Source organism: Anaerolineae bacterium (genome assembly GCA_011176535.1).
Lineage (GTDB): Bacteria > Chloroflexota > Anaerolineae > Anaerolineales > DRMV01 > DUEP01.
On record DUEP01000125.1, the window covers coordinates 1 to 26,386 of the forward strand.

Here is a 26,386-nt window from a genome sequence, read left to right on the forward strand (position 1 = left end):
ACCTGCTGGATGTCCCCGTGGTCAGTCAACTCATCCGGCGATTCAACATCACCCTCAACATCCATCGCGCGGAAATCGGCCTGGAATCCGGCTGGATCGAGGCCCGCCTCAGCGGCGACCAGGCCGAAATTGACGCCGCACTGGCCTGGCTGAAGGAACGGGGGCTGCAAATCGATCCCATTGAGGAGTAGCCCTCCTCCCGCCCCGCAGGCCCGACCTGCGCCCCGGCGACAGGTCGGCGCCTTGTTTTTCCCATCCAACTTTCCCCCGGCGCACGAAGGAAAATGATAACCGAACCCAGTCTGGAATACCGCGAACTCGTCTCCGAACGCATTCGGCAGGCGCTGAAAATGGGGCAATGGCAGGACGCCGTCGCCCTGCTCCAGCACCTCCACCCGGCCGACCGCACCGAGGTCTTTGAAGAACTGAGCCCCGAGGAACAACAGGCCCTGATCCAGCATCTGGGCGTGGAAAACCTGGCGGAGTTGCTGGAATGGCTGGACGAAGAGGAAGCCGCCGAAATCGCCCAGGGGCTGGATACGGCCCAGTTGGCCGATGTGCTGGACGAGATGGACCCCGACGAGGCCGCCGACCTCTTGGGCGACCTGCGCCCCGAACAGGCGCGCCAGGCCCTGGCCGAGATGGAAGAGGCCGAAGAGGTGCGCCCGCTGCTGGGCTACCCCGACGAGACGGCCGGCGGCCTGATGACCACCGCCTATGTGGCTCTGCCGCGCAGCGCCACGCTGGAGGAAGCCATCGCCTTCCTGCGCAGCATCGACCCGGACACCGACATCCCCAACTACCTGTATGTCATTGATGAGAACCAGCGGCTGGTGGGCGTTGTCAGCCTGGCCGACCTGCTCCGCACCACCCCGCAAACGCGCCTGGAAGAGGTGATGGACCCCAAGGTGATCTATGTCACCGCGGACACGGACCAGGAAGAAGCGGCCCGCATCATGTCGAAATACGACCTCTCCGCCGTGCCCGTGGTGGACAACCGGCAACACCTCGTCGGGGTGATCACCTTTGACGACTTGGTCGAGGTGCTGGAAGAGGAAGCCACCGAGGACATCTACCACCTGGCCTCCGTGTCCGACGAAGACCTGGACCCGGAAAGCCCCCTCCCCGAACAAATCAAGGGGCGCCTCCCGTGGCTTTATCTCAACACCCTGACCGCCCTCTTCGCCTCATGGGTGATCAGCAACTTCGAACACATCATCGCCCAGGCGGCGGTGCTGGCGCTGTTCCAGTCCGTGGTAGCCGGCCAGGGAGGCAACACGGCCAGCCAGAATGTGGCCATGACCGTGCGCTCTCTGGCGCTGGGGAAAATCTCTCCCAAAAACCTGCTCCGCATCCTGGTCAAACAATTTCTGGCTGGGCTGGCGCTGGGCCTGCTGGTGGGGAGTATGGTAGGCCTCGGAGTGTACTTCTGGCGCGGCAACCTCTACCTCAGCCTGGTGCTGGGCTCGGCCCTGGTCGCCAATCTCGCCTTAGGCGCGGTGATGGGGGTGCTCGTCCCCCTGGCCCTCAAAGCCGCCGGGGCCGACCCTGCGCTGGCCTCCTCCATTCTGGTCACCGCGGTCACCGATTCGGCCGGCTTTTTCATCTTTCTCAGTCTGGCCTCACGCGTGTTGGATCACCTCAAATAACCCTCCCGAGGAGGACGATGAAGGCCTTTGTGTTGCTCAACCCGTACGCCAACCGCTGGCAGGCCGGCGCGCACCGTCAGGCTCTGGAAGAAGCACTGCGCGCGGCGGGCGTGCCCTACCATTTAGAGGTCAGCCAGCGACGACGGCACGCTATCCCCCTGGTCGCCCGGGCGGTGCGGGAGGGCTACGCGCCCATCATCGCCGCCGGGGGAGATGGCACCATCGGGGAGGTGGTCAACGGCATCGCCCAGGCGCTGGGGCCGGAAGGCGCCTGGCCGCCTCTGGGCGTCCTGCCCTTGGGCACGGCCAACGATCTGGTGGACAATGTGGGCCTCCCCCGCCAACTGACCAACGCGGCCCGGGTCATCGCTACGGGGAAAACACGCCCCATGGATGTGGTCCAGATCCAGGTGCGCAACGCCGCAGGCGAAACCCACACCTGGTACAGCGCCAACAACACGGCGTTGGGGCTAGAGCCGACCATCACCCACATTCAACAGGAGATGACCTGGGCCAAAGGCAACCTGCGCTACCTGCTGGCCACTCTGGCCGGCATCCTTCGGCACCCCGTTTGGGAGGCCGAACTGCGCTGGGAGGGGGGAAGTTATCAAGGGCCGGTGAACCTCATCTCGGTCGGCAACCACCGGCGCACTGGGGGGCTGTTCTACATGACGCCCCACGCCGACGGGTTCGATGGGCGGCTGACCTTCATCTTTGCCTACGCGAAATCCCGCCTGCGCGTGTTGCAAATCCTCCCTCACGCCCTCAAAGCCGAGGGCGACGACCTGTCCACCGTGCCGGAGGTCCACGAGATTCACTCTCCCTTCCTGGAAGTGCACCTGGAGACGCCCTCGCCCATGCACGCCGACGGCGAACTCTACGAAACCCAAGCGCTCACCCTCTCTTTCCGTACCCTGCCCGGTCAGATTCCACTCCTAACGCCCCCCTGAAGCACGCCCGGCCCCGACCTCTCTGGCACAAAAAGCGGGAGGCTCGCAAATAGCCTCCCGCTTTCGTCGTCTCGTCCTCCACCGTCTCAGAACATCATCGCGTTGACTTCGTCGATGGTCTCAGGGGCAGGGCGGAGGCGGTCCGGCGTCAGGCGGTTGAGCGGCTCCTCGGGCAGTTCGTACATATCGAACAACGAGGGCCGCGAAGTGTCGATGTAGAGCAGGCCGGTGAGGATGATCTTCTCCTGGGCGGCCTTCTCCAGCGCGTGCAACGCCGCATACCGGTCGGTGGGGTCGTAATCTTCGTCCACCTGTTTCAGCACGATCTTTGAGCCGTCGTGCAGCGTCACCGTGCGCACTTCGCCGGGCTTCATCTCGTCTGGCAGTATGATTTCCTCGGCGCCGGGGATGAAGCGCAACTCGTGGAGCATCTCGTGATGTTCCTTGCCCCAGGAGTAGGAGTACAGGGACTCCGGCAGGTTGTTGAAGGACACACAGGGGCTGATGATATCCAGCATGGCCAATCCGTTGTGGTGGAAGGCGGCTTTAATCAACTCCTTGAGTTGCTTGGCGTTGCCAGTAAAGCCACGGGCCACAAAGGTGGCGTTGGACGCCAGCGCCTCCATGCAGATATCCACCGGCTCAAAGGGGTTGGTACCCTGCTTCTTGAGGGTCAGGCCGCGGTCGGCCGTGGGGGAGAACTGCCCCTTGGTCAGGCCGTAGACGCCGTTGTTGGCCACAATGTACACCATGGGCAGGTTGCGGCGAATCACATGCTTGAACTGCCCCATACCGATGGCCGCCGAGTCGCCGTCGCCGCTCATGCCGATGCCCTTCAGCGTGTGATCAGCGAACATAGCCCCGGTAGCCAGGGAGGGCATACGGCCATGCAACCCGTTGAAGGCAAAGGCTCGACCAAGCATGTAAGTCGGCGCCTTGGAGGAGCAGCCGATACCACTGAACTTCACTACATCCTCCGGGCGCACATTCATCTCAAACAAGGCCGCCATAATCTGGTTGATGAGGGAGTTATGCCCACAACCGGGGCACAGGGTGGTCGGCGCGCCCTTGTATTCATTGAGAGTCAAACCGAGAGCGTTGGTCTTAGCCATAGGATTACTCCTTCCCTTCCTGAGCCTGGATGGCCTGCTGGACCCATTTGGCGGTCAGAGGCATACCATCGGAAAGCGCCGCCTCGCGCAAGCGCGTCGCCAACTCGGGGAAATCGATGCGCAGCAAGATGACCATTTGCCCGTCGCGGTTGGCTTCCACCACATACACCCGCTCGTGCTGCGCCAGGAAGTCTTTCACCTCGTCGTGGAACGGCACCGCGCGGATGCGCAGGTAATCCGTGGGGATGCCAGCCTCGGCCAGGTAGTGCCGCGCTTCCTGCACCGCCAACTCGTTGGTGCCGTAGGAGATAATCCCCACTTCAGCGCCGTCCATGGTCTCCACCACCGGCTTGGGCAAATAGGCCTTGATGGTCTCGTACTTCTTCTTGATGCGCGCCAGGGTGCGCACCCACACCTCGGGGTCTTCCGAGTAACGGGCAAATTCGTCATGGCCTGTACCGCGGGTGAAGTACGCCGCCTTGGGGTGTCGGTTGCCCGGAAGCGTGCGGTAGGGAATGCCGTCGCCATCCACATCCAGATAGCGTCCCCACTCCTTGCCTTCCTGGAACCAGCGCTCCAGGTCCTCTTCCCAAAGGACCTTGCCCCGATCCATGGGCTGGTCCGGATACTCAAAGGGCTTCACCATCCACTGGTTCTGGCCCAAATCCAGATCCGAGGCCACGAAGACCACGCCCTGAAGCCGCTCGGCGATGTCAAAGGCCTTCCAGCCGAACTCAAAGGCTTCTGTGGGGTCCTTCGGGAAGAGGATGACATGCTCAGTATCGCCATGGCCCAGGTAGCGCATGAGCAAGATGTCGCCCTGTTGCGTGCGGGTGGGCAGGCCGGTGCTGGGGCCCACGCGCTGCACGTTCCAGATGACCACGGGCACCTCGGCATAGTAGGCCAGACTGACATACTCGGCCATCAGGCTAATGCCCGGCCCCGAAGTGGAGGTCATCGCCCGCAGGCCAGCCCAACCCGCGCCAATGGTCATACCGATGGCCGCCAGTTCATCCTCGGCCTGCACCACCGCATAGGTGGGTTTGCCCGTCTTGGGATCCTTGCGGAACTTGGGCAGGTAGGTGTTGAGGGATTCGGCCAAACTGGAAGCCGGGGTAATGGGATACCAGCCGACGAACTGCACGCCGCCGTAAATGGCGCCCATGGCGGCCGCCGTGTTGCCGTCGGCCATGATGTACCCCTCGGTCTTGTTCATCGGCTCCACGTGGTAGGGGTCCTTCTTCTCCAGATTCTCGGCTGCCCATTGCGCTGCCGCTTCCACCACGCCCATGTTGAGGCTGATGGGCTTTTCCTTACCCTTGAAGTGGAAGTCCAGCGCCAGGCGAATCTTCTCCAGGTCGATCCCCAGGATCTGGGCCAGCACGCCCACATAGACCATATTGGCCACATAATCCTTGAGACTGGTGGGCGCACCGGATTTGGCGACCAGTTTCTTCACCGGCATGGGATAGGTCACCACGTCCTCCCGTTCGATGGGCGCGCGGATGTGGTCGGCATAGAAAAAGGCCCCGCCCGGAACGACCTTATCCAGGTCCTCTTTGAAGGTGGCGGGGTTCATGGCGACCACAATCTCGTGCTCATCCCGGCGGGCCAGGAAGCCGTCCTTGTTCACCCGAATGGTGAACCAGGTCGGCAAACCGTAAATGTTCGAGGGGAACAGGTTTTTGCCCGATACCGGGATCCCCATCTTGAACAAGGCACGCAACAGGGTCAGGTTCGCCGTCTGGCTCCCCGTCCCGTTGATCGTGCCCACCGTGATGGAAAAATCATTTACGACGGACATAAGCACTCCTTTTCTCCCGAGGGTTGGGCAAGTACGCTGCCAGGCAGCGCAATTCACGCCACATCGGGTTGATAACGGATTAACTCCGTGTGCTCCACCAGGGCCTGGTGCGCGTCCTCCACATCACCGGAGCAGATGCCATCCACGATGCGCTGATGATACTCCCAAACCTTGTGAAGGTACTGATAATCGGTGTAGAGGTTCAGACCGACCGCCTCGTAGGCATCCCAGTACGCCTCCAACAGGCCACGCACGAACACATTATCCAGACGACGGAAAATGGTGAGGTGAAGACGACGATGCTCTTCATGCGGGATGTGGATGGGGTTCCCCCGGAGTTTTTCCCAGGCTCTGGCGAGCAGGTCTTGCAACTCCTGTTTGTCCTCTGGGGTTAAAGCATGAACCGCCTCGACAAAGTAGGCGGCCTCGATGCGCTTACGCAGATCCGCAAATTGAGCAAAGTACCGGCGATCGCGGCAGAGGGCGTAATGCAGGCTCAGGGAAGCCGCAGGCCGGAAAGAGTATGGCAGCCGTCGCAGTCCCACGCGAGGTTTGGCCTCCACCAGCCCTAAAGCCCGCGCCACCGCCAAATGCTCCCGTACCCGGGGGACACTCTGGCCCAAAAGTTGACTCAACGCCTTCAGCGAGGGAAGTTGAGCATCGTCTTCATGGCGCCCGTTGAGATTGGCTAGAAACGCCAGAAAATCACGCACGCGTCAAATCCTCTGAAAAATCAAACTAATGCGAATATTCTAACCATTCAAGGCGGGATTTTAGCACGGCTGACCTCCCCCGTCAAGAAATGACGCCTAAAAAATCCCCGAAAATCACGCCTACCGGTTCGACCGCGACGGCCAGAAGACTATGCCCAGGGCCAACATGGTGCCGATGGCGCTGAGCCAACGCCCCCAGCGGTAAGGGGGTGACTCAAACCGCAGCCTGACCTCATGAACCCCCGGTGGGATCGCCAACCCACCCAAAGCCCCATCGGTGCGCAGATAGGCTACGGGCACGCCATCCACCCACGCCTGCCAATCGGGGTGCCAGGTTTGCGAGAGCACCAGCCAGGCCGGGCGGTCGCTATGCACCCTTAAACGCAAGGCGTCGCTGGTCCGCTCCAGCCACCAGACCTCGCCCTGGGGAGCACCGGTGTCCAGCAGAGGAGCCCCTTCCACCACCGCCGCGGAAGCCAGATCCATGCCCTCCATTCGGGCCAGGGCTTCTTCCACTCCCGCCACAGGGACCACTTTGCCCACCAGAAAAGCCCGCGGCAGCCAGGCCCGATTTTCGTACACCCAGACGCGATCCATCACCCCTGCAAAACGCAAACCCACGGCATCCAAAGGGTACGCCGAGAGGACAAAACGCACATTGAGGAGCCCCAACCAGGCGGCATCGGGCCGGGCGTGACGGTTGGCCAAAAGGGTCGGGCCTTCCCCTTCCATGGCCGGCACGGTCACGCTGTAATGTTGCCTGGGAACACCGCTGGCGCGTTGTATGAGCGCGTCATAGGCCGCAAAGTATAGCGGGTCCACCCCGTTGGCCTGTTCGATGCCATAGCGCACGCCCAGTTGTTGGGGAAGGCTGTAACTGGGAGTGTAAATGCGCCAGGGAGCGGGCGAGAAGGTCTGTTGGCGCACCAGGAAGGCGGTGAGATGGGGACGGTCGAAGAAAACTTCCAGGGGGCGCACCTCCACCAGGGAGACATCCACCATCCAGAGGTCCGCTACGACTACCGCCAGGGCCAGGAGCAACCGCCAGGGGTGGTCACGCCCCCTGGGGGACAGCGGCCCCAACAGAACCCAGGCCAACCCGCTCCACCCCAACGCGGCCAGCCAGTATCGCGGCGGCCAGGAGCCCAGGGTCAAACGAGAGGCGATAACGAAAGTCGCCAGGGCAGCCGTCAGCGCCGCGGTGGCTACGCGAACAACCCGCCAACCGCGGCCAGTTGTCCCCCGGCCCAGCTTGTCTTCCAGGCCCACGCCAGCCAACAACAACGCCAGGGGGTAAGCGACCAGCCAGACCCGTGCCGGAACACGAACCTGCCGCAGCCCGGGCAGATGAGCCATGGCCCATGCCGTCGGCGGGAAATGCGCCCCCAGCGCGTACAACAACGCCACCAGCACCAGACCGCCCCATCCACGCGCCCGTCGCTCGCTCAAACCCAGGACCGCCAAAAGGCCCCCCAACACGCCAAGGTAAACCAGCCGTTCCCCGTCTCCCCCATACGGGGGGAGCCAGAGGCCCAGCAGCAACCTGGCCCAGGAGAGCGCGCCTTCGGCGGTCCCCCGGAGGCCCAGGGTCTGCCGCGCCCAAAAGGGGAGGTTGCGGAGCAGAGGAAGCAGCACCACCGCCGCCACCATCCATCCCCAGAGGTTCCCTCCCCCCCACGCGGCCAACGCCAGCGCGATGCGCTTTCCGTGGCAGAAGATGGGGCGCGCCGATAGCCCCCGCTCCATGGCAGCGGTCACCACTGTCAGTCCAGCGCCCAGTAACGCCGTGTACAGCGCCACTTGAGGATGATTAACCCATTGAGCCCCCAGGGCCAGAGCCAGCACGCCCGCCCAACGCCACCGCCCCCGCGCCAGCGTCATCGCCGCGGCCAGCGCCCAGGGCGCATACACTGCCGCGTAGACCATCCCCACATGACCCAGGCCCCAATGGGCGTAAAGGGAGGGGAAAAGGGCAAACCCCAGCCCCGCCAGCCAGCGCCCCTCTCGCAATCCCGCCTGCTGGGCCAGCCACAGCATCCCGCTCACGCCCAAACTCAGATGAAGCCAAAGCAGGCCGTTGAACGCCGCCGTGGGAGGCAGGAGCAAGTGCGCCGCATTAGGCAGGTACCCCAGGCCGGACTGCGGATCGCCCACCAGAGGCGACCCGCTGAACAGCCAGGGTCGCCACTGAGGCAAATCCCCCCTCTGGCGCCACAAGGTGCGCAGGAAAAAAGCGTTAGGCCAGAAAGTGATCAGATAATCGGAGACCCAGGCCCGGGGATGGATGAGCACCCCACGCCAAAAGCCCGTCGCTCCCCGCCAGCGTGTCCAGAGGAAGAGCCCCGGCACCAGGACCGTCAGCCAGCCTCGCCATCGGGCTTTGCGGATATAATGGAACCATGCGGTCATGGAAAAAATCTCACTTCTTCGGGCTGGGATTGCTTATTCTCGTCACCCTGCTCAGCCGTCTGCTGCCCGGCCCGCGCATCATTGACGACGCCTACATTACCTTTCGCTACGCCAGGAACATTGTAGCCGGGTTAGGGCCGGTGTACAACCCCGGTGAGCCCATCCTGGGAACCACGACGCCGCTTTACACCGCCTTGCTGGCGCTCATGGGCAGCCTGGCAGGCGGTGCGGCAGCCCCTTTTCCGCTCCTGGCTCTGGCCTTCAATGCCTTCTGCGACGCGATCACCGTGACGATTCTGGTGACCCTGGGGCGCCTGCTCGGCCGCCCATGGGTCGGCTGGGCCACGGCCCTGACCTGGGCTATTTTACCCTTCAGCGTCACCTTTGCCATCGGGGGAATGGAAACCTCGCTTTTCGTCCTCCTGCTCACGCTCACCGTGGGGCTTTACGCCACCGGGCGCACCCCATGGGCCGCCCTCACCCTGGCCCTGGGCCTGCTCACCCGGCCCGAGGCCGCCCTGTGGGCCTTGCTGATGGCCGCCGACTGGCTTTGGCGCCTCCGCCGCGGGGAGGAACGCGCCCCCTGGTGGGCCCCGGTTCTGGCCTTCGGGCTCCCCCTGGCGCTCTGGACGGGGTTGGCCACAGCGTATTACGGCTCTCCTTTGCCACTCTCCGTCAGCGCGAAACGGGTCGCTTATCTGATCCCGCCCAAAGCGGCGCTGATCCGTTTCCTGCAACACTTTGCCACGCCCTTCGAGGGGCACCGCACGCTGGGTATCCCGTGGATCGGCGTCGGCCTGGTGCTCTACCCTTCCCTGTTTCTCATCGGGGCCCGTCACCTCCTCCCCCGCACGCCACGCCTGTGGCCATGGGCCCTCTTCCCCTGGGGGTACCTTGCCGCCTATGCCCTGGCCAACCCGCTGATCTTTCGCTGGTACCTCACGCCACCGTTGCCGCCCTACCTGTTCTTCATCTGGGGCGGACTGAGCGCCCTGACCCGGACTCTACGCCCTCCCCTCAAGGCCACCGTGCGTGGCATTCTCACCGCGGGCGTGCTCTTCCTGGTCCTGCGGGGCTGGACATGGCATCCTGACCACGGACCGCAAACGCCGGCCCCGCGCATGGCCTGGTTCAAACTGGAACAAGTCTATCACAGCGCAGCCGCCTTTTTGCAGCCTTATCTCCGTCCCGGCGATATGTTGGCCGCTGCCGATATCGGCACTTTGGGTTACGACACGCAAGCGTACATTTTCGACACCTTGGGGCTTGTCTCTCCCCAAGCCCTGGCATACTACCCTCTCTCCAAAGATCAAATCGCTTCGGGGATGAACTACGCTGTTCCCGTTTCACTAATCCGCGAACTCAGGCCCGACTACGCCGTCTTTCTGGAAGTGTACATCCGCCACACGTTGCTCTCCGACCCCTGGTTCCGCCAGCATTACGAAACCCTGGCCATACTTTACACCGACCCCCAGGAAATTTACAACAGCCACGGGATGTACATCTTCCGTCGCCGACCGCAGCCGTAAGCCTATCCCCAAAGGAGGCCATGATGTCCCCCATTGTGCCGCTGCCCGCCAAGGGGGTGCCCAAGGACACCCTGCTCGGCCTGATGCGGGAGATGAAAGCCCGCGACGCTCCCTGGCGCGAAGGGAAGGTGTTCAGCATGGTGTACTATGTGGACGACGAACTCACCGAGGTGCTCAAGGCGGCCAGTGCGCTTTTCTTCTCCGAAAACGCCCTCAACCCCACGGCTTTCCCCAGCATTCGCCAGATGGAGACCGAGGTGGTGGCCATGACCGCGGCCCTCCTGGGCGGCGACGAAGAAACCGTGGGCACCCTCACCTCCGGCGGCACCGAAAGCCTGTTGATGACCGTGAAGACCGCCCGCGACTGGGGCCGCGACCAAAAGGGCATCACCGAACCGGAGATGATCCTTCCCCTGACCGCCCATCCGGCCTTCGAGAAAGCGGCCCACTACTTTGGGGTCCGGCCCGTACACATCCCAGTCGGGCCGGATTTCCGGGCTGATCTGGACGCCCTGGAACGCGCCTTCACCCCCAACACGGTGCTCGTCGTGGGCTCGGCTCCCTCCTACCCCCAGGGGATCATGGATCCCATCCCCGAGATGGCCGCCATGGCCCGGGAGCGAGACGTCCTCTTCCATGTGGACGCCTGCGTGGGCGGGTTCATGCTGCCCTTCCTACGCGAGTTGGGCTACCCGGTGCCGCCTTTCGACTTCCGCGTGCCGGGGGTGACCTCCATCTCGGCCGACGCCCACAAGTACGGCTACGCGGCCAAGGGCGTATCGGTCATCCTTTACCACAACGCCGACCTGCGCCGCTATCAATTCTTCGCCTACACCGACTGGCCGGGCGGCATCTACGCCTCACCCGCCATGGCCGGCACCCGCGCCGCCGGCCCCATCGCCGCCGCCTGGGCCGTCATGCATTTTCTGGGCTGGGAAGGCTACCTGCGCCTGGCCCGCCAGACCATGGAGACGGCTCAGCGCTTGCAGCAGGCCTTTCGGGAGCTCCCCGGTTTGTTCGTCTACGGCGAGCCGGTGATGACCGTGTTCGCTGTCGGCAGCCGGGCCCCCTACGAGGTGTACGAGATCGCCGATGAAATGGCCTTACGCGGCTGGCACCTGGACCGCCAGCATCGCCCGCCCAGTCTGCACTTCACCATCGTGCCCGCCCACGCGCGGGTCGTGGACGCATTCCTGGAGGACCTGCACGCTGCCGTCGCCCAGGTGCGCCGCCCCAGCCCGCGACGCGCCATCGAGCGCGGCCTGGTGCGCTTCACTGCCTGGCTGATGCGCGTCCTGCCGCGCAAAGTAAGCCACGCCCTCATGCGCCTGGCGCCCAAACTGTTCTCTGGTTCAGGCGACAAGGCCTTGCCTCAGCGCGCTGCCCCCATGTACGGCCTGATAGGCACCCTGCCCAACCGCCAGGATGTCCACGAGGCCGTTCTCGACCTGCTTGACCAGATCTTCCGCCCACCGGAAAGCGGCAAAACCCCCTGATCTCCGTGGAGGAACCACATCATCCCATCTCACGAAACCGCTCCTCGACTCTCAGGAGGAACCGTCATGCGTGAAACCGCTCGCACCCTCAGCCAGCAACAGGAGCCCGCCTACCGTCCCCTTTCGCGCTGGGTCAAACTGGTTTACGGCTCCGGCGACTGGAGCCTGGCCAGTTTCGGCACCCTGCGGCAAATCTTCTACGCTATCTTCCTGACCGATGTGGTGGGCCTGGAGCCCCGCCTGGCCTCCTTCGCCGCCCTGCTGGGCCTGATTTGGGACGCCATCAACGACCCACTGGTCGGGATGCTCAGCGACCGGGTGCGCACCCGATGGGGGCGTCGGCGGCCTTTCTTCCTCTGGTTTGCCATCCCTTACGGTCTGGGGTTCGTCATCCTGTGGTGGTCCCCACCCTGGTCGTCCCAGTGGGCCGTGGCCGTGACCGTCATGCTGGCCTTCATACTCTCCGACACCTTACAAACGCTGGTCTCCATTCCCTTTTACGCGCTGACGCCGGAGATCACTCCGGACTACGATGAGCGCACCTCCCTGACAGCCTACCGGATGTTTTTCAACCTCATGGCTTCCCTGGTAACCGCCGTGGCTGCGCCCCAGATTCTGGACATGGCCCTCCAACGGGGATTGACCCAACAACAGGGCTACATCCTCATCGCTGCGCTGTTCGGCGGTCTGGCGGTGATTCCCTTTTTGCTCATCTTTGCCGTCATCCGCGAACCGGCCCACATCATCGCCGCCGCCGACCGACAGGGGCACATCTCGTTCCGCGATACGCTCAAGGCCGCCTGGGCGAACATCCCCTTTCGTTTCGCCGCCGCGCTCTATGTGCTCAACTGGATCACCTTCGACCTGGTCGCGCTGATGCTGCCGTACTACCTGGTTTACTACATTGCCCAGGGCAACCTTCTGGCGCAGGCCTCCCTATTCGGGATCAACCTGGCCATCGAATCCGCAGTTCTGGGGCTGCTTCTCATCGTGGCCGTCCTGGCGCTGCCCTTCTGGAACTTTCTGGCCAACCGCTGGGACAAGCGACGGGCTTATCTCACCGGCATGGCCTTCTGGGCCGTGGTGCAGATCGGCCTGTATGCCCTTCCCCCCGGCGCGGTTCAGGCCACGCTCATTCTGGCCGCCCTGGCCGGGCTCAGCGTGTCCACGGCCCATGTCCTGCCGGACGCCATCTTCCCCGATGTCATCGAGTGGGACGAACTGCTCACCCGTCAACGCCGCGAGGGCATCTATTACGGCATCAAAAACCTCATCCGCAAACTGACCAGCGCCGGGGCCATCTTTTTGGCCCTGCAGGTGCTGGGCTGGGTGGGCTACCGCACGCCGCCTCCCGACGCCACCTTCTTCGCCCAACCCGACCGGGTGGTGGCCTCCATCCGCTTCATGACCGGCCCGGTGGGCGCCTTCATCCTGCTCAGCGCCATCGGCGTGGCCTACTTCTACCCCCTGAGCCGGGAGCGCCATACCCGGGTACGGCGCCTACTGGCCCGACGCAAGGAGCGCGAGCGACAATCGTAGGGGGTTACCCTTTTCCCAGGGTGGGGCAGCCTCTCCAGCAATTCGCTTTCCAGAGGAGCAGGGCCTCCCACAGGTCCTGTTTCCTTTTGGTAAAATGGGACATCTTCGCAGAGGAGGAGGCCAAACCCATGTCACGCTGGGACGCCATTCGCACAGCCAAAGCCTGGCTGAAGCGCCACCCGGTGTATCTGGACACCGAGACCACCGGGTTGGACGAAGGGGCCGAGATCATCGAAATTGCCGTGGTGGACACCAACGGGACGCCGCTGCTCAACAGCCTGGTTCGCCCTCAGCAACCCATTCCCTGGGAGGCGACGCAGGTGCACGGTTTGACCGACGCCCACCTGCGCAACGCGCCCACCTGGGCCGAACTGTGGCCGCGGGTCGTCCAGGTGCTGCGCGACCGCCGGGTGCTGATCTACAACGCTGAATACGATGTGCGCCTCATGGAGCAGACCAGCCGGCGGTACGGCATCCCCTTTGCCATCCCTGGGGCGGAGTTCCAATGCCTGATGCTGCTCTACGCGGAATACAAAGGGAAGCCTTCCACGAAAGGGGAGGGCTTCAAGCGCTGGCGCTTAGAGCAGGCCGGGCAAGATCTGGGTATCCCCCTGCCCAACAGTCATCGCGCTTTAGACGACACCCTGCTGGCCCGCGCGTTGCATCTCAAACTGGCGGCCCAGCCCTTGCCCTGGGGGTAACGCCATGCGCCGTCCTTCCCGCCTGCTCGCCCTGGGGTGGATCCTGCTGGCCCTGCCTCCCTGGGCCGTGTGGTGGAGCGTGACCGCACCGCCCTGGAGCGCCGTGGCGCTCCTGTTGCACGCCGCGCTGTTCTTCGGCCTCGGCTATCTGTTCAGCGGGCGCTGGGGGACGGCGGCCGGCCTGCTGACCGCCCTGGGCCTGTCCCTGGCCCAAAGCGCCTTTCTTTGGGCGGGACAACGCCTGTGGGCGCTCGGGTTGCCGCCCATGGGGCTGTTGGGCGCGCTTCTGGGGGCCTGGCTCTGGCGCTGGCGGGTGACGCACCACGGGGCCGATGTGCACTTCGACCTGATTGCGCCCTGGTACGAACGGTTCATCCATCCCCAGCGGCCCGAACCGCTGCTGGAAAGCCTGGCGCTGGCCCCCACGCATCGTGTGCTCGATGCCGGGGGCGGCACAGGGCGCGTGGCACAATTCCTGCGCCCGGCCCGCTCGGTGGTGGTGGCCGATCTCTCCCTGGCCATGCTTCGCCTGGCACGGCAAAAGCCGGGGGTGACCCCCATCGCCGCCCTGGCCGAGGCCCTGCCCTTCCCCTCCGGCACCTTCGACCGGGTGGTCATGGTGGACACCCTGCACCACCTGTTCGATCAGCAGAAGGCCCTGGCCGAACTCTGGCGGGTGCTGCGCCCCGGCGGACGGCTGGTCATCGAAGAGCCCGACCTCGACCAGCCCCTGGTCAAACTCATCGCCCTGTGGGAAAAAGCCATGCTCATGCGCTCCCACTTCCTTCGCCCCAAAGCCATCGCCACCCTGCTGCCCACCGGGGCGCAGGTGACCATCCAGCGCGAGCGCCACACGGCCCGCATCATCGCCGAGAAACCCCAGACCTGAAGCCTGCCCACCTCACACCCTCCTCCTCCAAACGGTGTTTCTACTTGGCGAAGACCAACTCCGGAGGAGGACCATGACAACCTCTATCGCCTTTGTCACCGACAGCACTTGTAACCTGCCCGACGAAATCGTCCACCGCCACAATATCACCGTCGTGCCGGTGTATGTCATCTTCGGCGACCAGTCTTACAAGGACGGCGTGGAGATGACCATCTCCGCCTTCTACGAGCGGCTGCAGGCCTATCGCCAGGAGACCGGGCAGATGCCCACCACTTCCCAGCCTTCGCCGGGCGATTTCCAGACAGTGTACGAACGCCTGGCCGCCCAGGGGGTGAACGAAGTCATCTCCATCCATGTGAGCGCCAAGGCATCCGGCACTTGTCAAAGCGCCGAACTGGCCGCCAAAGCCGTGCCCGATTTGCGCGTCTATGTGGTGGACAGCGGCACCACCTCCATGCACATGGGCTTCATGCTCCTGGAAGCCATCCAGGCCGTGAAGGCCGGCGGCGATGCCGCCGCCGCCCTGGAAGCCATCCAGCGGGTCAAGGCGCATTCCATGCTTTGCTTTGCCGTGACCAAAGTGGAGCATCTGGAGGCCTCCGGGCGCACCGAGGGTGCCGACCGGGTCACCCAGGCGGCCGTGCAGGTGCGCCCCGTGGTAGGTCTGGTGGACGGTGTGCCCAAAGTGCTGGCCACCGAACGCACCAACAAAGGCGCCCTGCGCCGGGTGCTCACGCTGGCTCAGGAGGCCATGGGCGAGGCGCGCCCGGTACGTCTGGCCGTCGTCCACGCGAACATCCTCGAGGAAGCCCAAGCCTTCGCCCAACAGGCGGCCGAAACCCTGGGCTTCACCGGCGAGCCCTACATCGTGGACTTCGGCCCAGCGCTGACGGTGCACTTCGGCCCTGGCCTGCTGGGCGTGGCCGTGCAGTGGGGCTGAGGACATCCCCCCAACGCGTCCAGGAGCAAAGCCGGTTCGGTTTTGCTCCTGCTTTTTTTGGGAAAGGAAGGCCAAGCGCTCACAGCAAACCCCGGGCCCGGCGCGCCTCTGCGGTGCAAGATAGGTTACAATGAAAGAAAACCGGGGGTTGCGCGGCTTCGGCTCTCCGCCAGGCTCGTGTTCAGGTCTTGCTGAGCAGGCCCGCCGCGTTCCCCCAAAGGAGTAGGATATGCCGGGTCGAAAAGCCTCTCTTCGTCTGTTCGCTGCCTTGATCGCCTTGGCCGGGTTGCTGGCCGCCTGCACCCCGCGCATCACCGTCTCTCCCACTCCCTCCATCCCCACCATCCAGGCAGGGGTAGCAGGGGCCGAAGGCGCAGACGCGGAAAGCCCGGAAGATGTCGCCCAACCTGACCGGGCCGTGCGCTTCCACGGCCAGATCGTGCTCCCCTGGGTGGACCCTGCCGAGTATGGGGGGGAAATTCGCCTGACCACCACGCCCTCGGTCCAGGCCCTGGCCGCCACCATGGCCGAACGCTTCCAGGACGAAGGCTTCGACGGACAGATCTCCCTGGAACCGAGCACGGCCACCGCGGGGGTCAAAACCTTTTGCCTCTTGCAGCGCGCCGATGTGCTGCTCATGGCCCGTCCCTTAACGCCGGCCGAAAAAGAAAAGTGCACTCAAAACGGACGCACGCCCCTCGAATTGCGTGTCGGTTTGGACGCGGTGGTCATCATCGTGGCCGAAGCGAACCCCTTTGCCGAAGACCTGACCCCGAATGAACTGCGGCAGGCCTTCTCTACGGCTACCACCTGGCAGGACCTGCGGCCTGACTGGCCCCCGCAACCCATTCTCCGCCTGAGCCCCTCACCCGAAAGCGACACCTTCGCCGTTTTCGTCCAAAACATCCTCGACGGCAACGCCGAATCCCTCCTCAACGCCACCCGGCTCACCTTCACGGACGATCCAAAGGCCTTGATGGAACAGGTCGCGGCCTCACCGTATGCCATCGGCTTTCTGGGGTTCAGCCCATACCAGGACAACGAAGGACAGGTGCGCGCCCTCTCCTTGAATCACATCTCCCCATGGCAAGCCGGGGAGGACCCGGCCTACCCCCTGCTCCGTCCGGTGATGCTTTACACCACCGCCCAGACCCTGCAAAGCCAGCCTCAACTCGCCGCCTTTCTCAACTTCTTCCTCATGAACATCGACGAAGGGCTGGACGACGCCGGGCAATTTTCCCTGGGAACCGAGGAACTCAACCAAGCCAAAGCCGCCTGGCTCCAGGCCCTAGGCTATGAAGTGCCGTAGCCCGCGCCTCGCCCTTCTCAAAGGAACCTGCTGAGGGTCGCCAACCATGCCCCCATCTCAACCCTTGCTCCTGATCGTTGAAGACGACCCCATCCTCCGCGAGACCTTAGCCTACAACCTGACCCAGGCGGGGTATCAGGTGCTCACCGCGCCCGAAGGCCCTGCAGGGCTGGACCTGGCCCGTACCCAGCGACCGGCCCTGATGGTGCTCGACATCATGCTGCCCGGCCTGGACGGCTTCGAAATCACCCGCATCCTGCGGCGTGAGGGGCACAACTTTCCCATCCTGATGCTCACAGCGCGGGATGAGGAAATCGACCGGGTGTTAGGCCTGGAGTTGGGCGCCGACGACTATCTGACCAAACCCTTTTCCATGCGCGAATTCCTGGCGCGGGTCAAGGCGCTGCTACGCCGCGCCGCCCGCGAACCTCAGGAAACGCCACCCGAGCCGCAAAGGCTCACCTTCGGCAACCTGACGCTGGATTTCGAACGCCACGAGGTCCGGCTGGACGGCCAGGTGCTTCCTCTGCGCCCCAAGGAATACGACCTGCTGGTCTTCCTCGCCCGGCATCGCGGCAAGGTCCTCAGCCGCGGGCTGATCCTGGAGCGCGTCTGGGGGTGGGCCTTCGAGGGCGGTAGCCGCACCGTGGATGTGCACATCCGCTGGCTGCGGGAGAAAATCGAACCCGATCCTTCCCACCCTACCCGCATCGTGACCGTGCGCGGGATAGGGTATCGCTTTGAGGGGTAACGTGGGCGTCTGGATGTCTGCGCTGGGTTTGGGGCTGCTTCTGAGCCTCGCCGTAGCCGGAATTGGGGTGAGGTTCAACTGGTGGTCGTGGGAGGGGGCCAGCGCCGTGGCCCTGGCCGGCGTGGCGCTGAGCCTGGGGTGGCTTCTGCGGCGAGAGCAAAAAGCCCACAGGCGATTGCAACGCTATCTTGAAGGCCTAGACCCCGAGAAGGACCTGCCTGCCTATCCGGCCTTGTCCGGCCTGGCCGCGGACGAGGCCGTGGTATTGCGGGTGCTGCGCCGCTACCACCAGGCCCTACGTCAAAAGCAAGCCGCGTACGAACGCCTCGAAGCCATCCTCCGCCAGATGCGCGACGGCCTGGTGGTGGTCACCCCCGAGGGCACGGTAGCTTCGATCAACCCGGCGGCAGCCCGGTTGTTCGCCGTGACCTCCAAGGGGGCCCTCGGACGCTCGCTGGCTCAGGCCCTGCGCCACCATCGCCTGGTAGACCTCTGGGCCGCCTGCCAGCGCACTGGCGAAGAGCAACGCGAAACCCTGGAACTTCCCCAAAGCGGGCGCTTTGTCCACTGCATCGCCTTCCCCCTGGGCCCCAGGCGTCCGGCTCAAGTGGTGTTGCTCATCCAGGATCTGACCCGCTTGCGCCACCTGGAAACCGTGAGGCAGGACTTCATCGCCAACCTTTCTCACGAACTGCGCACTCCTCTGGCCGCCATCCAGGCCCTTACCGATACGCTGCAAAACGGCGCCCTGGACGACCCGGCCATGGCGCCCCGCTTTCTCCAGCGCCTGAGTGAAGAAGTGGCGGCGATGAGTCGGCTGGTGCAAGACCTGCTGGAATTGAGCCGTCTGGAAAGCGGACATCTGAGCCTGGAACTGAGCCCGCAGTCGCCCCGCGAGATCCTGCAACTGGCCGCCGAACGGATGGCCCTGGCCGCACAGGAGGCGGGTGTGGCAGTGCGCCTCCACGCGCCCGAGGGCCTCCCCCCGATGCTGGCCGATCGTGACCGGCTGCTACAGGTATTGACCAATTTGCTGGACAACGCCCTGCACTTCACCCCCAAGGGGGGAGAAATCACCTTAGGGGCCTCGGCTCTGGAGACCGGGGTCCGGTTTTGGGTGCAGGATACCGGGCCTGGCATCGCCCCGGAGCATCTTCCCCGGCTATTCGAACGGTTTTACAAAGTCGACCCGGCGCGCCAACGCGGCGGCACAGGGCTGGGACTCGCCATCGCCAAACACATCGTCGAAGCCCACGGCGGCCAGATCGGCGTGGAAAGCGCGGTGGGGCAGGGAAGCACCTTTTGGTTCACCCTGCCCCTGGCGCGTTAACCTGCCGTTAAACCAATGCTTACCGAGGGTTAAACGCCGTATCGCCTGACCTTAACCCGCCTGCAGTATACTGGAAACAACTCAAACAAGAGGAGAAGAGTCGATGAAACGCACGCAATGGTTCTTTCTGGCCCTGCTGGTGCTCACCGCCACGCTCCTGAGCGCCTGCGGCGGCAACAGCGGCAACATCATCCAGCCCCCGCCTGCGGGGGGCAACAACACCGCCGGAGGCAACGGCCCGATCGTGCTCAACGGCGCCGGGGCCACCTTCCCCCTGCCGGTGTATTCCGAATGGATTCAAATGTACAAGTCTGTGGCCCCCGATGTGACCATCAACTACCAGGGCATTGGCTCCGGCGGCGGTCAAAAGGCCATACTCGACGGCACCGTGGACTTCGCCGGGTCGGATTCCCTGCTGAAAGAAGAGCAGTATCAGCAAATGCCCGACCTGCAAATGCTGCCCATGCTGGCCGGTGCCGTGGTGCCGGTGTACAACCTCCCCAATGTGGACAGCCTGGTGCTCGACGGGCCCACCTTAGCCGCCATTTACCTGGGCAAAATCACCCGGTGGAACGACCCGGCCATCGCCCAACTCAACCCCGGGCTCACCCTTCCCGACGAGCCCATCACCGTGGCCCATCGCTCCGATGGCTCCGGCACCACCGAAATCTTCACCTCCTACCTGGGCGCGGTCAGCCAGGAATGGAAGGACCAGGTCGGCGTGGGCAAGGCCGTCGAGTGGCCGGTGGACGCCATCGGGCAAGGCATCGGCGGCAAGGGCAACCCCGGCGTGGCCCAGGCCGTGCAATCCACGCCTTACTCCATCGGCTATGTGGAACTGGCCTACGCCAAGAGCAACGGCATTCCCGCCGCCAAACTGATCAACGCCGCCGGGAATGTAGTCGAGGCGAACGCCGAAACCATGCAGAACGCCATGGCCGCCCTCGCCAACGCCTTTGACGAGCGCCTGACCGCGATCATCGTCAACGCCCCCGGAGAAAAGTCCTGGCCCATCATGGGCTACACCTACCTCATCATTCACATGAAAGAGAACCCGGACTGCGCCAAGACCAAAGCACTGCTGGAGTTCATCCGGTGGGCGATCACCAGCCCCGAGGCCGCACAAAAAGCCGCCGATTTGGGCTACGCTTCGCTGCCGGAGGCCGTGCAGCAAAAGGTACTCGCCAAACTGCAACAGGTGGAATGCAACGGGCAAAAAGTGCTGCCCTGAGTCTGTTCCCCATCCGCCCAGGGCAGGTGAGCGATAGACGCTTGCCTGCCCTGGTGGCGTCCTCAACCTCCGGAGTCAGGGCCTGCTCCGCCCTCATGCTACAATAACCCTCGCAAAACCTGCGACTGTCGCGCCCGGTCTGCCTTGCACCCACAGGAGGGTTTATGAGCAATGCAAGCGTCTCCTCCAAAGCAACTCGCCCCTGGCGCGCTGCGCTAAGCCGCCGTCTGGAACACGGCGACCTCATCTGGCGTCTGCTACTTGGTCTGGCCGCCCTGGCCACGGTAGGCCTCATCGCGTGGATAGCCTGGAGCATCTGGGTCGATTCGGCCCCCTCGCGCCAGGCTTTTGGTTTAAGTTTCATCTCGCCGTGGGCCACCCCTTCCTGGAACCCCGTGCTGGACAAATTCAACGCCTGGCCCGCCATCTACGGCTCCTTGGTCACCTCCTTTCTGGCGCTGATCATCGCTGTACCTTTCAGCCTGGCGGTAGCCATCTTTCTGGCCGAACTGGCTCCGCCCCATTTGCACGCCGTGCTCAACTATCTGGTGGAAATGCTGGCCGCCGTGCCCAGCGTGGTGTACGGCCTGTGGGGCATCTATGTCTTCCTGCCGGTGGTCGTCGTGCCCATCGGCCAGGCGCTGGACGCCACTTTAGGCCATGTGCCCGTCCTCGCGGCATTCTTCCGCGGCCCCATCCCCACCTCAGGCCTGAGTCGCCTGGGGGCCGCCCTCATCCTGGTGCTCATGATCACGCCCACCATCACCGCCGTCAGCCGCGATGTGTTGCTGGCCATCCCCCGCTCGCAGCGCGAAGCCTCGCTGGCCTTAGGCGCCACCCAGTGGGAAACGGTGTGGAAGGTGCTCATCCCCTACGGATTATCGGGCATTCTGGGGGCGGTCATTTTAGGGCTGGGGCGCGCCATCGGGGAAACCATGGCCGTCACCATGGTCATCGGCAACACCACCGGCGGCGGGTATTCCATCCTGCGTCCGGGCTACACCATGGCCAGCATCATCGCCAACGAGTTCGCTGAAGCGGTGAGCAACATGCACGCCTCAGCGCTCATCGAAATCGGCGTGGTGCTGTTCGCCATCACCCTGCTGCTCAACGCCTTCGCCCGCTGGCTGGTGTGGAGCGTCAACCGGCGCACCATGGGGAGGTGAACCGTGAGCCTGTTCGAGCAAACCGACCTCAAGCGCCTCTACCGCCGCCGAAAACTCACCAACGCCGTGATGCTGGGTCTGACGGGGGTGGCCACCTTGCTGGCCGTCATCCCCTTAGTGTGGATCACGGTGTATGTGATCATCAAAGGCGGGGCGGCCATCAACCTGGACTTCTTCATTCACCTGCCGCGCCCGATGGGGACGCCCGGGGGCGGTGTACTGCACGCCATCGAAGGCTCTCTGGTGATGGTGGCGCTGGCCTCGTTTTTCGCCATTCCTCCGGCGCTGCTGGCCGCTTTTTACCTGCTCTACCGTCCCAACACGCCCCTGGCCAACGCGCTGCGCTTCAGCACCGATTTGCTCTCCGGCGTGCCCTCCATCGTCATCGGCCTGTTCGGCTACGCCATCATCGTGGTTCATCAGAAACACTATTCGGCGCTGGCAGGCGGCGTGGCCTTGGCCATCATCATGCTGCCCGTGGTGCTGCGCTCCACCGAGGAGATGCTCAAACTGGTGCCCAAAGACTTGCGGGAAGGCGCCCTGGCCTTAGGGTCGCCGGAGTGGCGGGCCGCCCTTTCGGTGCTACTCCCCGCCGCGGCGGAAGGCATCGTCACCGGCATCATGTTGGCCATCGCCCGCGCCACAGGCGAAACCGCGCCACTGCTCTTCACCGCCCTGGGCAACGACAATTACGATATTGGCCGCTACATCCGCCAGGGGATGCAATACCACCAAAGCCTCGGCCAGATTCTGGGCAACATCCTCGGCCAGCCCACCGATGCCTTGCCTCTTACCCTGTGGAAATACGCACAGCAGCCTTACCCCGAGCGCATCCAACAGGCCTGGGCCGTGGCCCTGGTGCTCATGCTCTTCGTGTTGACGCTCAACATTGTCGCCCGACTGTGGCTGGCCTCGGCCAAACGCCATCGCCGTTGATGCTTTCCCCATCCCTCTTCAAAATCGGAGAAGGTGAGCCATGCCCGAATCCCTCGTCACGAAAATGGAAGTCCGGAATGTGTCCGTGTTCTACAAGGACTTCAAGGCCCTCAACGGCATCAGCCTGCCCATCTACGCCAATCGCATCACGGCCATCATCGGCCCCTCCGGCTGCGGCAAGTCCACCCTGTTGCGCTCGCTCAACCGGATGAACGATCTGGTGCCCGGCCATCGCCTGGAAGGCGAAGTGTTGCTAGATGGCGAGAACATCTACGCCCCCAATGTGGATGTGGTGGATGTCCGCCGTCGGGTCGGGATGGTGTTCCAACGCCCCAACCCTTTCCCGATGAGCATTTACGACAATGTGGCCTTCGGCCCCCGCCTGTACGGCATCAAGTCCAAAGCCATACTGGACGAAATCGTGGAAAAAAGCCTGCGCAACGCGGCACTCTGGGACGAGGTCAAGGACAAACTGAAGCAATCCGGCATGGCCCTTTCCGGCGGCCAGCAGCAGCGCCTGTGCATCGCCCGGGCCATCGCCATCGAGCCGGAGGTGCTGCTGATGGACGAACCGGCCAGCGCCCTCGACCCCGTCGCCACCCTGCGCATCGAAGAACTGGCCATCCAACTGAAAGAAAAATTCACCATCGTCATTGTGACCCACAACATGCAGCAGGCAGCCCGTATCTCCGATTATACGGCCTTCCTGCTGATGAACGACCAGCGGGCCGGAGAACTCGTCGAATTCGGCGAAACCCCCACCCTGTTCACCAACCCCAAGGACCCGCGCACCGAAGCCTACATCACCGGCCGCTTTGGATAACCCCCGCACTTCATGGGCCTCAACAACAAGCGAGGCCTCACCCCATGTGGCGGCGGCCCCACCGGATCTCCCGAAGGGCCTTCCCGCCTCAGACCTGGAGCCTCTCCCACCCGGCCCTTTCCCTTTCAGGAGGACGAAATGATTCGTAAGGCATTGGAAGAGAAAATCCGCAAGTTGCAGGATGACATCCTGGTGTTGGGCAGCATGGTTGAGCAGGCCATGCGCGACGCCCTGGAAGCCCTCAAACAACGCGATATTGAGGCCTCGCGCCGGATTTACCACGCCGACGCTGAGATCAACGCCAAGCGCTTCGCCATCGAGCACGAAACCCTGGTCGCCATCGCCACCCAACAGCCCATGGCCCACGACCTGCGCATGCTGGCCTCCATTCTGGAAATCGCCAGCGAACTGGAGCGCATGGGTGACTACGCGAAGGGCATCGCCAAAATCAACATCCTCATGGGCGACCAACCCCTGCTCAAGCCCCTCATCGACCTCCCCCGCATGGTCGAAATCGCCACCTCCATGCTGCACCGAGCGTTGACCGCCTTCGTCAAGGGCGATGTCCAGGCCGCCCGGACCATCCCCGACGAAGACGATGAGGTCGACGCCCTCTACAACCAGATCTACCGCGAATTGATCACCTTCATGATCCAGAACCCCAAAACCATCGACCAGGCCAACTACCTGCTGTGGGCGGCCCACAATGTGGAGCGCATGGCCGACCGCGTCACCAACATCTGTGAGCGCACCATCTTCACCGTGACCGGGGAGTTGCTGGAACTAGATGTGAGCAACGACGAAATGGAAACCCCGCGAGACGGGTCATGACGCGGCGCAAAGTGCTCTTTCTCTGCACGGGCAACTCCTGTCGCAGCCAGATGGCCGAGGCCCTGACCAACGCACGCTACGGCGACCGCTGGGAGGCCTACTCAGCAGGCACCGCGCCTACGGGCGAGGTCCATCCTAAAGCCCTCCAGGTGCTCGCCGAAATCGGGGTTCATCACCAGGGGCGCTCCAAAGGTCTCCACGAGGTGCGCGGGATGGCCTTCGACCTGGTGATCACCGTGTGTGACCAGGCGCGAGAAACCTGCCCGGCGTGGCTGGGCCCAGGCGTAACAATCCATCGGGGATTCCCCGATCCGGCCCAGGCCACCGGAAGTGAAGATGAGGTGCTAGCGGCCTTTCGTGCCGTGCGCGACGCCATCGCCGCCATGCTGGACGAAGTGCTTGGCGCGCCGCCGCAGGCCAAAAGGGCTGAGGGCGAAGAAGGCTTCCTGTTGTCGAAGCCGCCACAGGCCGGTTAGCCACACGGTGTGGTCAGGTTTGCCCCGGCGGCCCAGGGCCCGGTCGCCCGCACGACCGGGGTAACGCGTCCTCTATGCAGGCTCCATTTGAGAAAGGAGACATGTGGCCGATGGAAACCCCCAAATCCCCCTCCGTGGGTCTGCCCCCCGCCGAGGAACGGCTCCACATCCACCTCCCCGCGCGCCACAACCCCAAACTCCAGCGGGTCATGGCCGCCGTGCAGGGCGACGATGAACTGTACGCCCTCTGGCATGCCCAGAACATCAACGCCGTGGCCCGCCTGGGCATGTCGGATCACGGCCCGGTGCATATGCAAATCGTGGCCAACCTGGCGCTGCAATTGTTGCGCCTGCTGGTCAAACATGGCGCCACGCCGTCCATCGTGCGCGACCACGGCATGACCAACGAGGACGCTGAGGTGGTCGTCGCCCTGGCCGCCCTGCTCCACGATGTGGGGATGAGCATCCATCGCCTCAACCACGAAGAATACAGCCTGATCATCGCCGACCGGAAACTCCCCGCCCTGCTGAACCCCGCCTACCCCGATCCGGGGCAGCGCGCCCTGGTTCAGGCCGAGGTGCTGCATGCCATCATCGCCCACCGCGCTGGCGGACGCCCCCTCACGCTGGAAGCCGGCGTGGTGCGCGTGGCCGATGCCCTGGACATGGCCAAGGGCCGCTCGCGCATCCCCTTCGAACACGGCGAAATCAACATCCATTCCGTGTCGGCCATGGCCGTGGACAGCGTGAGCCTGGAAGAAGGCGACGAGAAGCCCATCCGGGTGCACATCACCCTGCGCAACTCAGCCGGCATCTTTCAGGTGGATTCGTTGCTCAAAGAGAAACTCAAGGGATCCGGCTTGGAACCCTATCTCGAGGTGCTGGCCGAAAGCAGCGGCGAAGAAGAGCCGCTGGTGCGGTTGTTCAAGTTGTGAGGCTGGTTCGTCCCACGGAGGTATCCTCCATGCAAGTGTATTTTTTCGCCACCCTGCGCGATATTGTGGGAGGGAAGACAGTCGAGGTTCCCATCACCGAACCCATCACCGTCGAGGCGTTGCTGGAGGCCTTGTTCCAGCGATATCCCCTCTTGCGCTCCGCCCTGCTGGACGACCAGGGCCAACTTTACCCCCAGGTGCACGTGCTCGTCAACGGGCGGGATGTGCAGTACCTGGAAGAGGGCCTGCAAACCCGAATCACCGACCAGGACACGGTGAGCATTTTCCCGGCGGTGGGCGGCGGATGATGAGCAAAACCCATCGGGAAATCCTGCTCACCGGGCTGCCCCGCTGGCTGGTGGAAGACTACTTGGCCTCCCTGGGGGCGACCCTGCAACACGGCGAATGGGTCCACCCGAAGGGCTGGCGGGCGCAGGTGGAACCGGCACCCGACTACCAGATCGGCTCCCTGCGGGTGGGCCAGGTACGGCTGCGGCTGCATGGTTCACCCCAGGCCGTGCAGGCGGCGTGGAAGGCGCTGGAGCCCAAACTCCTCCGCGCCGGGGGATAATGTCGTACTTTCGGCGACTTCGCCGCCAAAAGCACAAAACAAGCCCCCGGATGTAATTCCGGGGGCTTTGCGTGCCGTGGGGGGGAAAGCCCAAACTACGAGATGCCCAACTCCTTCAGTTTGCTCTCCGGCACCACGCCGTTCTCCCAACCGCGGACCTGGTAGTACTCCTCAAGCATCTGCTCCAACTCACACACATGCCCTTCTGAGCCAGGCATGGTGGAAGGTTCCTTCAAGAAGCGCTCAGGCAGATAATCGCTCCCCTCACGGAACCCGGCCAGGTTGTTGTAATACCG

The 26,386-nt window shown here is 63.9% G+C and carries 26 protein-coding genes; 21 read left to right on the forward strand and 5 right to left on the reverse strand.

Annotation, left to right across the window (positions count from 1 at the left end; all coding sequences use genetic code 11):
- The 3 genes from G4O04_10605 to G4O04_10615 all read left to right on the forward strand — a co-directional run.
- Positions 1-191: hypothetical protein (locus tag G4O04_10605; GenBank protein HEY58960.1), on the forward strand; the 191-nt coding region annotated here is incomplete at its 5' end.
- A 93-nt stretch (positions 192-284) separates the two neighbouring features.
- Entirely contained in the window at positions 285-1,649 is a 1,365-nt protein-coding gene (gene mgtE / locus G4O04_10610) for a magnesium transporter (protein ID HEY58961.1), read from the forward strand.
- 17 nt (positions 1,650-1,666) lie between these two features.
- Positions 1,667-2,599, forward strand: a complete 933-nt coding sequence (locus G4O04_10615) for a diacylglycerol kinase family lipid kinase (GenBank protein ID HEY58962.1) — start codon at positions 1,667-1,669, stop codon at positions 2,597-2,599.
- Between the two features lie 86 nt (positions 2,600-2,685).
- Here the strand turns inward: G4O04_10615 and G4O04_10620 are convergent, their stop codons facing one another.
- The 4 genes from G4O04_10620 to G4O04_10635 form a co-directional block, all read right to left on the reverse strand.
- Positions 2,686-3,711: a 2-oxoacid:ferredoxin oxidoreductase subunit beta gene (locus tag G4O04_10620; protein ID HEY58963.1), complete on the reverse strand. Its 1,026-nt coding sequence runs from the start codon at positions 3,709-3,711 to the stop codon at positions 2,686-2,688.
- Positions 3,712-3,715: 4 nt separating this feature from the next.
- Positions 3,716-5,515, reverse strand: a complete 1,800-nt coding sequence (locus G4O04_10625; protein HEY58964.1) for a 2-oxoacid:acceptor oxidoreductase subunit alpha — start codon at positions 5,513-5,515, stop codon at positions 3,716-3,718.
- A gap of 53 nt (positions 5,516-5,568) precedes the next feature.
- Positions 5,569-6,228, reverse strand: a complete 660-nt coding sequence (locus G4O04_10630; GenBank protein HEY58965.1) for a FadR family transcriptional regulator — start codon at positions 6,226-6,228, stop codon at positions 5,569-5,571.
- A gap of 120 nt (positions 6,229-6,348) precedes the next feature.
- Positions 6,349-8,637 carry a YfhO family protein gene (locus G4O04_10635; GenBank protein HEY58966.1) on the reverse strand — a complete coding sequence of 763 codons (2,289 nt, stop codon included), beginning with the start codon at positions 8,635-8,637 and terminating at the stop codon, positions 6,349-6,351.
- Here G4O04_10635 and G4O04_10640 point away from each other — a divergent pair.
- From G4O04_10640 to G4O04_10725, 18 genes are all read left to right on the forward strand, one after another.
- Complete coding sequence (locus G4O04_10640; protein ID HEY58967.1) at positions 8,628-10,166, forward strand: hypothetical protein; 1,539 nt, start codon at positions 8,628-8,630, stop codon at positions 10,164-10,166. The genes G4O04_10635 and G4O04_10640 overlap by 10 nt on opposite strands.
- Positions 10,167-10,189: 23 nt before the next feature.
- A complete protein-coding gene (locus G4O04_10645) occupies positions 10,190-11,662 on the forward strand; it encodes an aspartate aminotransferase family protein (protein HEY58968.1) in 1,473 nt (490 codons plus the stop codon).
- A 66-nt stretch (positions 11,663-11,728) separates the two neighbouring features.
- Positions 11,729-13,201, forward strand: a complete 1,473-nt coding sequence (locus G4O04_10650) for an MFS transporter (protein HEY58969.1) — start codon at positions 11,729-11,731, stop codon at positions 13,199-13,201.
- A 128-nt stretch (positions 13,202-13,329) separates the two neighbouring features.
- Positions 13,330-13,902: a 3'-5' exonuclease gene (locus tag G4O04_10655; GenBank protein HEY58970.1), complete on the forward strand. Its 573-nt coding sequence runs from the start codon at positions 13,330-13,332 to the stop codon at positions 13,900-13,902.
- 265 nt (positions 13,903-14,167) lie between these two features.
- The gene (locus G4O04_10660) at positions 14,168-14,791 is read left to right on the forward strand and encodes a methyltransferase domain-containing protein (protein HEY58971.1); all 624 of its coding nucleotides are present in this window, start codon (positions 14,168-14,170) and stop codon (positions 14,789-14,791) included.
- A 73-nt stretch (positions 14,792-14,864) separates the two neighbouring features.
- Entirely contained in the window at positions 14,865-15,731 is an 867-nt protein-coding gene (locus G4O04_10665; GenBank protein ID HEY58972.1) for a DegV family protein, read from the forward strand.
- 229 nt (positions 15,732-15,960) lie between these two features.
- Complete coding sequence (locus G4O04_10670) at positions 15,961-17,040, forward strand: hypothetical protein (protein HEY58973.1); 1,080 nt, start codon at positions 15,961-15,963, stop codon at positions 17,038-17,040.
- A 46-nt stretch (positions 17,041-17,086) separates the two neighbouring features.
- On the forward strand, positions 17,087-17,791 hold the full coding sequence (locus G4O04_10675) for a response regulator transcription factor (protein ID HEY58974.1): 705 nt from the start codon (positions 17,087-17,089) through the stop codon (positions 17,789-17,791).
- Between the two features lies 1 nt (position 17,792).
- Entirely contained in the window at positions 17,793-19,121 is a 1,329-nt protein-coding gene (locus tag G4O04_10680; protein ID HEY58975.1) for a PAS domain-containing protein, read from the forward strand.
- A 103-nt stretch (positions 19,122-19,224) separates the two neighbouring features.
- Complete coding sequence (gene pstS, locus G4O04_10685; GenBank protein HEY58976.1) at positions 19,225-20,352, forward strand: phosphate ABC transporter substrate-binding protein PstS; 1,128 nt, start codon at positions 19,225-19,227, stop codon at positions 20,350-20,352.
- A 164-nt stretch (positions 20,353-20,516) separates the two neighbouring features.
- Complete coding sequence (gene pstC / locus G4O04_10690; GenBank protein HEY58977.1) at positions 20,517-21,518, forward strand: phosphate ABC transporter permease subunit PstC; 1,002 nt, start codon at positions 20,517-20,519, stop codon at positions 21,516-21,518.
- Between the two features lie 69 nt (positions 21,519-21,587).
- Positions 21,588-22,454, forward strand: a complete 867-nt coding sequence (pstA, locus tag G4O04_10695; protein HEY58978.1) for a phosphate ABC transporter permease PstA — start codon at positions 21,588-21,590, stop codon at positions 22,452-22,454.
- Positions 22,455-22,494: 40 nt separating this feature from the next.
- Positions 22,495-23,277: a phosphate ABC transporter ATP-binding protein gene (pstB, locus tag G4O04_10700; protein ID HEY58979.1), complete on the forward strand. Its 783-nt coding sequence runs from the start codon at positions 22,495-22,497 to the stop codon at positions 23,275-23,277.
- A 138-nt stretch (positions 23,278-23,415) separates the two neighbouring features.
- Positions 23,416-24,108 (forward strand): phosphate signaling complex protein PhoU, encoded by a 693-nt coding sequence (phoU, locus tag G4O04_10705; protein ID HEY58980.1) that lies wholly within the window; start codon positions 23,416-23,418, stop codon positions 24,106-24,108.
- Positions 24,105-24,584, forward strand: a complete 480-nt coding sequence (locus G4O04_10710; protein ID HEY58981.1) for an arsenate reductase ArsC — start codon at positions 24,105-24,107, stop codon at positions 24,582-24,584. The genes phoU and G4O04_10710 overlap by 4 nt, the downstream gene beginning before the upstream one ends.
- Positions 24,585-24,694: 110 nt before the next feature.
- A complete protein-coding gene (locus G4O04_10715; GenBank protein HEY58982.1) occupies positions 24,695-25,519 on the forward strand; it encodes an HD domain-containing protein in 825 nt (274 codons plus the stop codon).
- Positions 25,520-25,554: 35 nt separating this feature from the next.
- Complete coding sequence (locus G4O04_10720) at positions 25,555-25,827, forward strand: MoaD/ThiS family protein (GenBank protein ID HEY58983.1); 273 nt, start codon at positions 25,555-25,557, stop codon at positions 25,825-25,827.
- Complete coding sequence (locus G4O04_10725; GenBank protein HEY58984.1) at positions 25,824-26,090, forward strand: DUF1952 domain-containing protein; 267 nt, start codon at positions 25,824-25,826, stop codon at positions 26,088-26,090. Before G4O04_10720 ends, G4O04_10725 begins: the two co-directional genes overlap by 4 nt.
- Before the next feature lie 95 nt (positions 26,091-26,185).
- Here the strand turns inward: G4O04_10725 and G4O04_10730 are convergent.
- A partial coding sequence (locus G4O04_10730; protein ID HEY58985.1) for an aldehyde ferredoxin oxidoreductase occupies positions 26,186-26,386 on the reverse strand: 201 nt, incomplete at its 5' end.